Genomic DNA, 12,818 nt, shown 5'->3' with positions numbered 1-12,818 from the left:
CTACTCGTCGCGCAGCGTCGTCTGGAATGCCACCCGGTCGCCGCGATACAACGCGCGCACCATTTCGATCGGCGAGCCCTGCGCATCCAGCGATCGCCGACGCAGATGCAGCATCGGCATGGCGGTCGTGGTCAGCAGCAGGCCGGCCTCGCGGGGGGTGGGCAGGATCGTCTCGATCACTTCGTCCGCCGAGTGAAACTGCACGCCCGTCGCCCGGATCGCGGCGTACAGCGAGGTTTCGGGGTCGAACGTGTCGTAGAGGCCGGCGAATCGGGACGCCGCCAAGTAGGTGCTCTCCAGCCCGATGCGCTCGTCGTCGGCCAACAGCACGCGCTCCAGATGCATCACCGGCTGCCCCGGTTCGACGTCGAGTGCGGTCGAGAGGTCCCCGCTGGCTTCGATGTCCTCCCAGGTCACCAGGATGCGGCCGGGCTTGCGGCCCATCCGCTCTGCGCCCTCGGTATAGGACCGCAACGAAAGCGGTTGTGTCAATTTAGGTTTGGCGACCACGGTGCCGCGCCCGCGGCGCTGGACACGGCCTTCGAGCAAGAGTTCGTGCAGCGCCTGCCGCACCGTGTCCCGGGCGACACCGAAGCGCACGGCCAGGTCGCGCTCAGCGGGCACCGGATCCCCTTCCGCCAGGCGCGCCAAGAGCTCATCGAGCCCGCTGCGAACCACGGCGACCTTGCTCACCGGCGGCTCAGCACACGCTCGGCGACGGCCAGCACGTCTTCGATGCTCAGCGCGGCGGCGCCCGGCACCTTGGCGGCGTCGTCGTAACGCCGCAGCCGTAGTGCGTCGGACCACCATGGGTGACAAGCCATTTCGGTATCGACACCCGCGCCGCCCTGGGCCCGAAGCGAGAGCACCGATGTCGGCGAGAGTCCCTCGGCGTAGCCGGTTTCGGTGGCCGCCAGGTGACGCTTGGCGGCGACGTGCGCTCCGGCAAGCCAGCCCACCCGCGCGCCGTATCGCGGCGTCAGCCATTCCCGCGCGGCCACCTCGTGCCGGTCGCGGTTGACCGAATCGCACAGCGGGCTGTGGGCCAGGTCGTGCAGTGCGGCGGCCAGTACCAGTTCGTCGTCTGCGCTGTCGTCGAGGGCGCGGGCGGCGGTCTGCAGTGCGTGGTCGAGATCGTCGACAGCGTCCTCGTCCCACACCCCCCGCAGGGAGCACAGCAGGGCGGCGGTTTCCCCCAGCACCACGGATTGGTTGTCAGACACGGCGACAGCGTACCCCCAAATTGGTCTATACCAATCGTTAATCTCCTGTTCAGGCGGGCAGAACCGCACCGTGGGGCCACCGACGCTCGCGTTGTACAGCCTCGAGGCATGCGGGTCATCATCATCGGCGGCGGCGTGCTGGGCACCGCGCACGCCTGGGAGGCCGTCGAGCGCGGCCACACCGTCGTCCACCTCGAACGTGAAGTCGAGGCGCGTGGCGCCACCGTGCGCAACTTCGGCCTGGTGTGGGTGTCCGGGCGCGCGGATCACGAACTCGAGGCCGCCCTTCGGGCTCGGGAGCTGTGGGAAAAGATCGGCGGCCGGGTCCCCGGGGTCGGCTTCCGCCCCACCGGATCGCTCACTCTCCTGCGCTCCCCGCGCGAGCTCGCCGTCGCCGAGGACGTGCTCGGTCGTCCGGACGCCGCCCGCCGTGGATTCAGCCTGCTGGAGCCGGCCGACGTGCGCGCGCTCAACCCCGCGTTGCGCGGGACATTTCTTGCCGGACTGCACTGTTCAGGCGACGCCGCGGTGGAATCTCGCCAGGCCCTGCCGGCCATCCGCGCCCACCTGGACGGCACGGAACGCTATACCTTCCTGGCGGGCACCGAGGCCCGCTTCGTCGATCGCGGGTTGGTTCGCGACGACCGGGGCGGCCGACACGAGGGTGATCTGGTGCTTCTGTGTCCCGGGGCCGGCCATGGCGGGCTCACGCGCGAACTCGCCGGTGAGCTTCCGGTCCGGCGGGTCCGGCTGCAGATGATGCAGACCGAACCCCTCGGTGAAGCACTCACCACCGCGATCGCCGACGGCGACAGCTTCCGGTACTACCCGGCCTACGCCGGATCCGCACTGGAGGACCTGCGCGACAACGAGCCGCAAGAGCAGGTTGCGGCCACGAACAGGATGCAGCTGCTGTGCGTGCAGCGCCTGCACGGCGGACTCACCATCGGCGACACCCACGAATACGCCGAACCGTTCGCCTTCGACGTGCATGAGGCCCCCTATGCCTACCTGGCCGCGCTGGTCGAAGATCTGCTCGGCCGACCGCTGCCACCCGTCCGGCAGCGTTGGGCGGGCGTGTACAGCCAGTGCACCGACCCCGGCGAACTGGTGTGCCGACGTGCGGTCGGTGACGGCATCTGGGTGATCACCGGACCCGGCGGGCGTGGAATGACGCTCGCACCGGCCATCGCCGAGCAGACCGCAGAACTGATCGGGATCTGACCGGTAAACGAAGGAAGAGGATGGCGGACAACACTATTGACCTTGCGGTCATCGACATGGCGGGCACCAGCGTGGCCGACGACGGCTTGGTGATCGAGGCATTCGAGGCGGCGGCCACCGCGGCAGGTCTCGCGCCCAGCGGCGCCGAGCGTGAACACGCCCGCCGCTACGTGATCGACACCATGGGGCAGTCGAAGATCTCGGTATTCCGGGCCCTGTTCGGACAGGAGGGGTTGGCCCAGCAGGCCAACCAGGCCTTCGAAGCGGCCTACGACGAACTGATCGACAACGGCAGGGCCCGCCCGATACCCGGTGCGGCGGAAGCCATCACCACTCTGCGTGGAGCCGGGGTCAAGGTCGCGCTGACCACCGGCTTCAGCGCGACGACGCAGGAGAAGCTGCTGGCCGCGCTGGGCTGGCAGTCGCTGGCCGATCTGACGCTGGCCCCGGCCGACGGCGTGCGCGGCCGGCCGTACCCCGACCTGATCTTGAGCGCGGTGATGCGCCTGCAGATCGACAGCGTCGCGAATGTCGCCGCCCTGGGCGACACCAGCAGTGATGTCGACAGTGCGCTGCGAGCCGGCTGCACCATCGCCGCGGGCACCTTGACCGGTGCCCACAACGCCCAACAACTCCGCGACGCGGGCGCCACTCACGTCGTGTCATCGGTCACCGAGTTCGCCGACCTTGTCCTGCAATTCCGCTGAAAACGAGAGGTACTCATGAACGTTCGTACGTGGACCAGGCTGGCCGGTGCGGCCGCCGTGGCGGTGTTGCTGAGCGCCTGTGGTGGCACCGGCACTTCGGGATCCGGTGGCGGCACGACGGTGACCGTGTACTCCGCCGACGGCCTTGGCACCTGGTACAAGAGCCAATTCGCGGCCTTCACCAAGGGCACCGGCATCAATGTCAACGTGGTCGAGGCGGGGTCCGGTGAGGTCGTGTCGCGGGTGGAGAAGGAACAGTCCAACCCGCAGGCCGACCTCTTGGTGACGTTGCCCCCGTTCATCCAGAAAGCCGACACGTCCGGCCTGCTGCAACCCAGCGGTGCGGACACCACCGGTATCTCCGCCGACCTCGTCGGCCCCGGTGGCGACTACGTCGCCATCGTCAACAATGCGCTCAGCTTCATCGCCAATCCGGGTGCCAACCCCGCCCCGGCCAGCTGGGACGATCTGTTGCGCCCCGAGTTCAAGGGCAAGCTGCAGTACTCGACGCCAGGGCAGGCCGGCGACGGCACAGCGGTGCTCGTGCTGCTGCAGCATCTGATGGGCAAGCCGGGGGCGCTGGACTATCTGGGCAAGTTGCAGGCCAACAATGTCGGCCCGTCGTCGTCCACCGGAAAGCTGCAACCCAAGGTGAGCAACGGCGAACTGCTGGTCGCCAACGGCGACGTGCAGATGAACCTGGGCTCGATCAAGGACGACGGTTCGACGTTCGTGATCTTCTTCCCGGAGATGGCCGACCACACCCGGACCACGGTGGCACTGCCGTACGTCGCGGGCGTCACCAAGGGTGCACCGCACGCCGACGCCGCCAAGAAGTTGCTGTCGTTCCTGCTCTCCGATGACGTCCAGAAGACCGTTGCCACCGACGCGTTGGGCATCCCCGTCAAAGACGCGATCGCCCAGGCCTCTGCCGAGTCCTCGGGCCCCAACACGCCCACCGGTCTGCTGAACGGGGTCAAGGTCTGGACGCCGGACTGGAACGCGGTGCTCGCCGACCTCGACGCCGATGTGGCGGCCTATCAGAAGGCCACCGGGAGCTGACGTGACCGAAATCGGCGTCAGCTCCCCCTCGACCATTCCGGCCGCGCAGCCGACGTCGACACTGCCCGATGCCATTCCGGCGATCACCTTCGATCGGGTCCGGGTGGCATACGGGCGCGGCCGGAAGACGACCGACGCCTTGATCGACTTCAACCTCAAGGTGTCCGCGGGCGAGACAGTTGCGCTGCTCGGTCCCAGCGGATCGGGTAAATCGACCGCGCTCAATGCGCTGGCGGGATTCGTCCGACCGACCTCGGGCAGCGTTCGGCTCGCCGGACGCGACGTGACCGACCTGCCACCCGCCAAACGGGGCATCGGCGTGGTGCTGCAGTCCTACGCGTTGTTCCCGCATATGCGGGTCGCGGAGAACGTGGCTTTCGGGCTGAAGGCTCACCGGGTCGCGCGCGGCGAGATCGGTCAACGAGTCGCCGAGGCACTCGACATGGTCGGTATGTCGGCATTCGGAAAACGGTTGCCGCGCGAGCTTTCCGGCGGACAACAGCAGCGGGTGGCCATCGCGAGGGCATTGGCGATCCGGCCCAGGGTACTGCTGCTCGACGAGCCGTTGGCTGCGCTCGACGCTCAGTTGCGACAGTCGATGCTGGCCGAACTGCAGCAGCTCAAGAAGGCGTTGCCCGAGACTGCCATGCTCTATGTCACTCACGACCAGACTGAGGCGCTGGCCTTGGCCGACCGCATCGTGGTGATGAACGATGCCCGGCTCATGGACGTCGACACCGCCGAGAACCTGTGGAAACGACCGCCGACGAGTTTCACCGCGGCGTTCCTCGGCGGCGCCAACCTGATTCCGTGCACCATCGGCCGCGTCATCGGAACGTCGGCGTTGGTCACCATCGCGCACAAGACCGTCAGCGCCGAGGCGCCGCAGCCGACCGTCGGCAAGGTCGAGTGGGCGCCCGGCTCCCAGGCGCTGGTGTGCATTCGGCCCCACGCGCTGCAGATCGTGGGACTGGGACATCCGGAAGCCCTGCGCGCCAATGTCAACGCCTCGGTCTGGCGCGGCGCGACAACCCGCGTGGTGTTGTCGGTCAACGGATTGGCCGATCGGCTGATCGAGGTCGATGCGCCCGGCCACACCGGCTACCCGGTGGGCACCGAGGTGGGCCTGCGTTTCCCGCAGCCGGCGGGTGTGCTGGTCCGGGCCGGCCGATGACGGTCCTTCTGGAACATTCTGCCGCGCAGAGCGATTCGGCGCGACCCCGGCCAGGCGCTCGGCTCCGCCCGGTGGCATGGACTCTGCCTCCGCTGCTCATCGTGCTCGTTGTGGCCGTCTATCCCTTGGTCCGGGTGTGTCTCGAATCGGTCAGACTCCGCGACGGTGGCCTGGGCATCGGCACGTGGACATCGGTGTTGGGTTCGCAGGCGTTCCGGTCGGCGCTGTGGCGCACGGTGGCTATCGCCGCGACGTCGACGGCGGGTTGTCTGGTGCTGGGCACGTTCCTGGCAATCGTGTTGGCGTTTGTACCGTTTCCCGGTTCGGCGCTGGTAGGCCGGCTCATCGATACGATCCTGGCGTTGCCGTCGTTTCTGATCACCCTGGCGTTCACGTTCCTCTACGGAAGTGCCGGAGTGCTCAACGCGGTGATCACCAGCGTCACCGGGGACACTTGGCCGGCGCTGAATGTCCTCTACACACCGGCCGGGGTGATCGCCGCCGAGGTCACCTTCTTCACCCCGTTCGTCGTCCGCCCGCTGTTGGCAGCCTTCGCGATGGTGCCTCGCCAGCAGCTCGACGTCGCGGCCAGCCTGGGCGCCTCCCCCGTGCGCGTGCTGCATTCGGTGATCATGCCCGAGGCGTGGCCGGCGTTGATGGCCGGTGGCAGCCTGGTTTTGCTGTTGACACTCAACGAATTCGGCATTGTGCTGTTCACCGGCGCCAAAGGCGTGATGACCCTGCCGGTGCTGATTTATACCCGGGGCATCGTGACATTCGACCTGGCCGGAGCGGCCGTCATCGCCACCGTTCAGATCGCGCTGTCGCTGACGCTGTATGTCGGCTACCGGTCGCTCTTCGGCCGCTTGCGCCCGGGTCCAGGCCGGAGGGACTGACCGATGTTGTTGTGGGGCAGATGGAGTCGGGCCGTGATTCTCACCGCGTTCGCGCTGGTGGTGTTACTGGTCTTCGTCGCGCCGCTGGCCACGGTGCTGCTGGCTGGGCTGGCCGGATCATGGAACGGCCCGCTGCCGTCGGACTTGGGGTTCGCCCGCTTCGGGCAGGCGCTGTCCGGCGAGAATCTCGCCAGCCTGTCGGTCAGTCTGCAGACCGCGTTCCTGGCCGGCGGCCTCGCGCTGCTCCTGGGCACCTGGGCGGCGATCGCGGCGCGCGACGCGCCTCGCTGGCTGAGCCGACTGACCGACGCGGTCTTCCACCTGCCGATCGCGGTACCGTCCGTCGCGATCGGACTGGGCCTGTTGATCGCGTTCAACACTCGTCCACTACTGCTGGGCGGCACCCGCTGGATCGTCATACTCGCCCACTTCGTGCTGGTGCTGGCGTTCGCGTTCAGCGCGGTGTCCGCGGCGTTGGCCCGGCTGAACCCGGCGTTCGGACAAGCTGCCGCATCACTGGGCGCGGGGCCCGCCAGGGTGCTTCTCAGGGTCACCCTGCCCTTGCTGTTGCCCGCGCTGGGAGCAGCCGCGGGCCTCGCGATGGCGTTGTCGATGGGCGAACTGGGCGCCACCGTGATGGTGTATCCCGCCACCTGGAAGACGTTGCCGGTGACCATTTTCGGGTTGACGGACCGTGGCCAGGCATTTCAGGCGGCGGCCGGCACCACGGTCTTGCTCGCGGTCACCCTCCTGGTGCTGATCACCGTCGGGCGGCTTCGCGGCCGCGCCGCGGTGCGCTGAGCCGCTACGGGCTCGAGCTCTTCGGCGGTACGACACACGCCACCGCACTCCATGCCTTGTTGCCCGGCCGGCGCGGGTCTGGCTGCGGCAGCGCGGCCACCAGCCGCATCAACACAGACAGCCGACCAAACCGCCGGGCTGCCGTCAGAACAGATTCCACCGCAACGGTTTCCCAGCCCAGGTTCTCGAAGAAGGCCAGGCCGTTGGCGGGGGAAAACCGGAACGGAGCATTGTTCAGCAAACCGGCGGTCTTGTTGTTCATCAGGTCACGCAATCCCGGTGACGTGTAGTCGAATGCCCACCAGGCGATCTCGGGGCGACGCAGCGCAGCCGACAGTTCGGTGACGTCGGTGTCGGACAGGTACATCAGCAGGCCTTCGGTCAGCACGAACGCCTTGGTTGCACCGGCCAGCGCCTGGTCCAGGAATGCGCTGCGGGCCTGTGGATCAGCGAGATCGACTGCGTGGCGCGACAACTGGCAGCGAGGTGTCTGGTCGGCCAGTACCCGGTCCTTCTCGGCGACCAGCCCGGGCAGGTCGGCCTCCAGCCATCGCAGCTGCGGCGGCAGATCGAGCCGGTACGGGCGGGTATCCAGACCGGCCGCCATGTTGACCACCCTGTCGCAGCCCGCCGAGATCGCGTGCGCGATCAGATCGTCGATGAGCTTGGTGCGGGCCACCAGCCACCAGCCATCGCGAACCCGGCGCGGTGCGGCGGCGACGATCGCTCGGCCCCGTTCGCCGGCCACTCGCTCGGCGAGTGGATCGTGAAACAGGGCGTCGGGCCGTGCGGACTCTCTGGCTCGGTACGCCGCTACCCAGCGCGCGGTGTCAGACACATTCGAGACGAGCGAGTCCATGCCCAAAGTGTGTCAGAGCTCCCGATCAGAACACCGGGAGGTGGCCGGCGGCCACCACCGGGAGCCGGCCGCCATCGCCGTCGACCGCGGACCCGCCCCACCAACTCGCACCATACGAAGCGTCGATCGGGGTCAACGGATGGGCGCCGCCGAGGCTGCTGCCGGCCCGTTCCAGCCACTGTGTGATCCGAGCGAGCATGGCTGACCTCCTGTGTTCGCGTTCTCTGATGTTGCTGATGACTCTGCCCGCCCGTGGGGTCGGGCGGGATCGGGCGGTTGGCGGATCAGAAGGATGAACCTGGCATCCTCCGATCGGGGGAACCCAGGCGAAAACGCCGATAGAGTCAGGCGGCAAAGGATCGTGCGGGACTGGATCGGGGGTCTCATGACGGGTGCCATTCTGGGTGCGCGTGTCGGTGCCGCGGTGGTCGCGGCCGGGCTGTCGCTGGCAGCGCCGGTGGTCGGGATCGCGGCTGCCGACGCGCCGGATGCCGGGTCGGTGTCGGCCGGTCCGGCGCGTTCGAAAGCCGCCGTCGCCGGCTCGGCACGCACGGCACGGCCGATGTCAGCGGTCCGGCCCTCGGCGCCCAAGCCGCGAACCACCGTCGCGGCCCCCGCGGTCGCTACGGCACCGAGTTCCGCCGCCACACCGGCCATCTCAGGCCGTCACCGGCTCGACTCATTGTTGCGGCGTGCATTCAATTCCGCGGCCGACTTCCTGTCCCGGCTGCCGGCCGATCCGGTCACCGACTTCCTCGAGGGCGGCCTGTTGTTGGCCCGCCGCACGTTCTTTCCCGGACTGACGCCGGGACCGGAATGCGTGGCGGGCAAGAGCTGTTTCGGCGCGAACCTGATCTCCGCCGATCTGTCGGGCCAGGACCTCACCGGGGTGAACTTCACCCGCGCCCAATTGACCGGCGCCGACCTGTCTGGCGCAAACCTGACCGACGCCCTGTTGAGCTACGCCGATCTGTCCGGAGCCAACCTGCAGGGTGCGATCGTGACGGGGGTCCGGTGGCAACGCACCACCTGCCCCGACGGCGGAAAATCCAGCAGCGGTTGCTCTGCGGGCGCCACCATACCGTCGATCACCATCCACAACAGTTCGGGTGCGACGATCTGGATCTACAACCTGCCGACCTCCGGCAATTACAGCATCCCGGCCGGCTTCAAGCCGGTGGAGGTGAAGGCCGGGGCAAGCACCAAGGTGACCCTCGCGCCCGGCACCGCCCCGGCCGGGTCACCGGAGAACCGGATCTACATCGTGTCCGGCAAATCGGGATTCACGCTGCCGGTGAGTTCCCCGGGTGGGGTCGACGCATTCAACCCGACCGCACCGTCCGCCGGCAACTCGTTCCTGAACTACAGCTTCCTGGAATACAACTACTACGCCGCCGACGGCGGGCACCAGTACACGATCGACACGTCCTATATCGACGAGTGGTCGTTGCCGATCCAACTGCAGTTTCACCTCAACGGTGCCGGCTGGTCGGGAGCCAAGGACGGAAAGGTCTACGGGTTCCGCGATTTCGATACCGTGGCCAGTCAGTTGAAGGCCGCCGGTGGACCGTACGCCGATCTGGTGTGGAGCGGCACGACGCCGTGGACGCCGTATCCGCCGGCGACCGTGCGCCGCATCATCGGCCCGGACAAGGTATGGGCCCAGCAGTCCACCGAGCCTGCCGCCAACATCAACATGAACCACAGCGGGTGGGTCCCGGCCTCGTATCAGCACTTTGTCGAGTACGGCGCGAGCGCGGGCACATATCCCTACGCCTACAACGGGACTCACTACTCCGCGATGGGCAACTTCGCCTTCTGGAAAGACTCGGTGTCCGGGCCGGCGTCCACCCCCTACCCCATCGCGTTGCGGACCGCCGCGGTCCTCGACGGGTATCCCGCCGACGCAAACGGCGTCTACGGATTCTTCACCTACCCCAATGACGAGGCCGCCGGCCAGTTCACCAACATCCCCGACACCGTGTCGCTGGACGTGTATGTCTACGGCACCTCGGATGGGTTGAGCGACAGCGTGATCGGTGGCGGTAAGTGGGTGTATTCCAGTAGCGCCCCGCTGCACGGTACCGACGCCACCGACACCTTCATCCTCGACCACGCGTTCACCGGCGACACCGGGGCGCCACTGGTCGACGCGCGCACGGCCGAGAACGATCTCGTCGTGATCGACAAGGCCGCGTTGGCCGGGGCGATCAGCTCGTCGGTGGACATCGTCGATCACGCCGAGTTCGCCGGGGCTGCCAACTACACCAGCCAGTTCGTCTACGAGCGCTCGACCGGATCTCTGTACTACGACCGCGATCCGGGCCTGGCGGGCTATACGGCGGTGCTCGCCACTTTCGCCGGTGGTTCCCTCGATCCGGCCGCCTCGGTGTTCGTACTGTAAAAGCCATGCCCCGACTCCCCCGCCGGATCACGCCGGATCTCAGCGCGCTGCTGCGCAGCCCCGAGACCGCCGCGGTGGTCGCAGGACTGGAGAGCAAGCTGACCGAGCGGCGGCGCGGATACAAGGTGCAGTCGGGAGCGTTCCGCGGCGTGCGGGTGGTGGTGTACCGCGGTTTCGTGGCCGACGACGTCGCCAAAGTCCGGGTCCGGGTGATCGAAACCCCGGAACTGCCCGGCGACAGCCGCATCCCGTACTGGGACGTGGCGCAAAGCAACGTGCGCCGGCATGCGGCGCTGTCCATCGTCGGCGCCGAGGTCGAATTGTGGATCGGACGGCACCGTGCCACCGAGGTCACCGACAGCCACGGGTTCGCCACCTTCGCCCTTCCGGTGCCGAAGCTACGGGTCGGCTGGCATGCCGCCGAGGCGGTCGCCTCCGGCGTCGGCGACGAGCCGGCCGTCGGTGCCGGATGGGTGGTGAAACCCTCGCTCGCCGCACCGTTTCTGGTGATCTCCGACATCGACGACACGATTCTGCTCACCGGTCTGACCGAGGGGTTGACGATGGTGGCCCGCACCCTGCTGCGCGACGTCGAAGAGCGGACGGCGATTCCCGGGATGGCCGCGCTGTATCGGGGGCTGGCCCGGGGCGTGTCCGGCCGCACCGGCAAGCCGCGCCCGGCGCCGACGTTCGTCTATGTGTCGACCGGCAGCTGGTCGTTCTATTCGATGCTGGAGCGCTTCGTCGAGTTACGGGGCTTCCCGCCCGGCCCGATGTTCCTCACCGACTGGGGCCCCACCGAACGCTACCTGCGGCGCAGCGGCGCCGAGCACAAGCGGGCCGCGGTCCGTCGGCTCTTCGAGGCCTACCCCGGTATGCGTTTCGTCCTGATCGGCGACAGCGGCCAGCGCGATGCGCTGATCTATGAGGAAATGGCGCGCGAGTTTCCCGGCCGGGTGCGGCTGGCCATGATCAGGCAGGTCGGCGGCGACGACGACGAGCGCAATGCCCGGTTGCGCGACCATGCCGAGACGCTGCGCGACGACGGCATTCCGCTGCACCTGGTGGCCGACGCCGCCCACGCCGCCGAGTTGGCGCACGCGATGCGCCTGGTCGACCGCGACACGGTGGCCGATGTTCGTACCGAGTTGGACGATCTCTGACACCAGAATTTGCTGTGCTGTAGTCTCTGCTGGCAGCAGTCGAGAGACAACATTGCTCGGGAGGTCGCGTGCGGGCGTCGGGGTATGTCGGTGGCGTCGCTGTCGCACTGGGGATCGGAGCGGCCTTGTTCGTCGGCCACGGTGTCGCGGCGGCCACGCCGGACACTGGGTCGCCGACCCAGAAGAGCGCGACGGGTAGCGCCAAGTCGGTCGCCGGACCGGCCCGGACCGCGAAGCCCGCGGCCCGCGCGACCGGCCAGTCGCGCCGTTCGGTTGCCGGGCCGGCAACCAAGCCCGCGCGTCCGGCAGCCGCCCGCCGCGAATTGTTCACCGCGCTCAAGACTTTCACGTCCTCGGTGACGGTGAATCTGCCGCCGATGCCGGTGCGTAGCGGCGCGTCGTTCACGGTGTCCCCGGACTTCATGAAGGGTTTCGCCACCGACTACGTCGCCGCCGGTGGCGATCCGGGCGACGGCGCCCGGTTCTTCTTCGGCGACCTCGCGGTGAAGAGCCTCGACGCACTGGCGCAGCAGAACCTTCCGTCGCAGCAGGTTCGCCTGCTGTTGGGCAATCTCACCGCGTCGGGCTACTTCGGCGGAATCTGGCTTCGGGACAATCTGCACACCGCGCCGACGAGTACCCCGGCGATCGCCATGCCGGCACTGGGACTGCCGTCACCGTCGGCAGTCGGGATCGGGTTGTTCGACGCGGTGTCCGCGGGCCTGGTCAACGCCGCGGCCGGCGCGCCGGACTGGGTGGTGTCGGACATCGCGCACGTCTCGGTGCCGGTGCTGCTGGCGCTGTACGGCTACAACCGCGGCTACCTGCAGGTGGTGCTCGAGCACCCGCCGGCCGGGGTGCCGTCGATGGAGGACACCCTGACCTGCGACGGGTTCCTGGAGTGCAACTCCACCGCCTTCCCGCTGGAGCTGGCCACCCGCTACGACAGCGCTCTGGCCCGGCTCGACACCCCGACGACTCCCGGCTGGGCGGAGATGGCGATGTGGACGACGGTGCTCGAAGGTGCCACCGGCGCAGGCCGATTAGTCTGGGAAGGGCTGGCGCGGGCCGGCTTCTCCCCGACGTCGTACACGGCGCTGGTCGACCTGAGCTCGGCCTACCTGATGGTCTCCAAGGCGGCAGTGCTGGCCAGCATGACCGCGTACGCCGACGGAGACGCCACCCTCGGCCGCAGCGCGCTGCGGCTGCAGGCCGGACTCTGGATGTGGTCGGGCGCCTACTTCGCCGGCCTCGCCTCGGGCGCGGCCCCCGGCACGATGCCGACCATCGCGGTCACGTAAGCGG

The 12,818-nt window shown here is 68.4% G+C and carries 13 protein-coding genes; 9 read left to right on the top strand and 4 right to left on the bottom strand.

Annotated features, from left to right (window positions below; genetic code table 11):
• Complete coding sequence (locus MSZK_RS00180; RefSeq protein WP_199203141.1) at window positions 1-693, bottom strand: GntR family transcriptional regulator; 693 nt, start codon at window positions 691-693, stop codon at window positions 1-3.
• Window positions 690-1,223, bottom strand: coding sequence for an HD family phosphohydrolase (locus MSZK_RS00175; RefSeq protein WP_233211042.1), 534 nt, complete (start codon window positions 1,221-1,223; stop codon window positions 690-692). Before MSZK_RS00175 ends, MSZK_RS00180 begins: the two co-directional genes overlap by 4 nt.
• Before the next feature lie 108 nt (window positions 1,224-1,331).
• On the opposite strand from MSZK_RS00175, the gene MSZK_RS00170 reads away from it, so the two are divergent.
• From MSZK_RS00170 to MSZK_RS00145, 6 genes are read left to right on the top strand one after another with little or no spacing between them, the layout of a single operon-like run.
• Window positions 1,332-2,447: a TIGR03364 family FAD-dependent oxidoreductase gene (locus tag MSZK_RS00170; RefSeq protein ID WP_099243606.1), complete on the top strand. Its 1,116-nt coding sequence runs from the start codon at window positions 1,332-1,334 to the stop codon at window positions 2,445-2,447.
• Window positions 2,448-2,467: 20 nt separating this feature from the next.
• Entirely contained in the window at window positions 2,468-3,154 is a 687-nt protein-coding gene (locus MSZK_RS00165; RefSeq protein WP_099243604.1) for a phosphonatase-like hydrolase, read from the top strand.
• 15 nt (window positions 3,155-3,169) lie between these two features.
• Complete coding sequence (locus MSZK_RS00160) at window positions 3,170-4,216, top strand: 2-aminoethylphosphonate ABC transporter substrate-binding protein (RefSeq protein ID WP_099243602.1); 1,047 nt, start codon at window positions 3,170-3,172, stop codon at window positions 4,214-4,216.
• Window positions 4,217-4,250: 34 nt separating this feature from the next.
• Entirely contained in the window at window positions 4,251-5,390 is a 1,140-nt protein-coding gene (locus MSZK_RS00155; protein ID WP_371411265.1) for an ABC transporter ATP-binding protein, read from the top strand.
• The gene (locus tag MSZK_RS00150; RefSeq protein ID WP_099243598.1) at window positions 5,387-6,286 is read left to right on the top strand and encodes a 2-aminoethylphosphonate ABC transporter permease subunit; all 900 of its coding nucleotides are present in this window, start codon (window positions 5,387-5,389) and stop codon (window positions 6,284-6,286) included. Before MSZK_RS00155 ends, MSZK_RS00150 begins: the two co-directional genes overlap by 4 nt.
• Before the next feature lie 3 nt (window positions 6,287-6,289).
• The gene (locus MSZK_RS00145) at window positions 6,290-7,087 is read left to right on the top strand and encodes an ABC transporter permease subunit (protein WP_099243596.1); all 798 of its coding nucleotides are present in this window, start codon (window positions 6,290-6,292) and stop codon (window positions 7,085-7,087) included.
• 4 nt (window positions 7,088-7,091) lie between these two features.
• Here the strand turns inward: MSZK_RS00145 and MSZK_RS00140 are convergent, their stop codons facing one another.
• Both MSZK_RS00140 and MSZK_RS32235 read right to left on the bottom strand, forming a co-directional pair.
• Entirely contained in the window at window positions 7,092-7,946 is an 855-nt protein-coding gene (locus MSZK_RS00140) for an SAM-dependent methyltransferase (protein ID WP_099243594.1), read from the bottom strand.
• 25 nt (window positions 7,947-7,971) lie between these two features.
• Window positions 7,972-8,145 (bottom strand): hypothetical protein, encoded by a 174-nt coding sequence (locus MSZK_RS32235; RefSeq protein WP_158230531.1) that lies wholly within the window; start codon window positions 8,143-8,145, stop codon window positions 7,972-7,974.
• 186 nt (window positions 8,146-8,331) lie between these two features.
• On the opposite strand from MSZK_RS32235, the gene MSZK_RS32550 reads away from it, so the two are divergent.
• From MSZK_RS32550 to MSZK_RS00125, 3 genes are all read left to right on the top strand, one after another.
• Window positions 8,332-10,350 (top strand): pentapeptide repeat-containing protein, encoded by a 2,019-nt coding sequence (locus MSZK_RS32550; protein ID WP_233211040.1) that lies wholly within the window; start codon window positions 8,332-8,334, stop codon window positions 10,348-10,350.
• A 5-nt stretch (window positions 10,351-10,355) separates the two neighbouring features.
• Complete coding sequence (locus tag MSZK_RS00130; protein WP_099243592.1) at window positions 10,356-11,513, top strand: phosphatase domain-containing protein; 1,158 nt, start codon at window positions 10,356-10,358, stop codon at window positions 11,511-11,513.
• 68 nt (window positions 11,514-11,581) lie between these two features.
• Window positions 11,582-12,814: a hypothetical protein gene (locus MSZK_RS00125; RefSeq protein WP_099243590.1), complete on the top strand. Its 1,233-nt coding sequence runs from the start codon at window positions 11,582-11,584 to the stop codon at window positions 12,812-12,814.
• Window positions 12,815-12,818 lie beyond the last annotated feature (4 nt).

Source organism: Mycobacterium sp. shizuoka-1 (assembly GCF_002723835.1).
Taxonomy (GTDB): Bacteria; Actinomycetota; Actinomycetes; order Mycobacteriales; family Mycobacteriaceae; genus Mycobacterium.
Note: the sequence above shows the minus strand (reverse complement) of the source record. Positions and strands in the feature narration are given on the sequence as shown.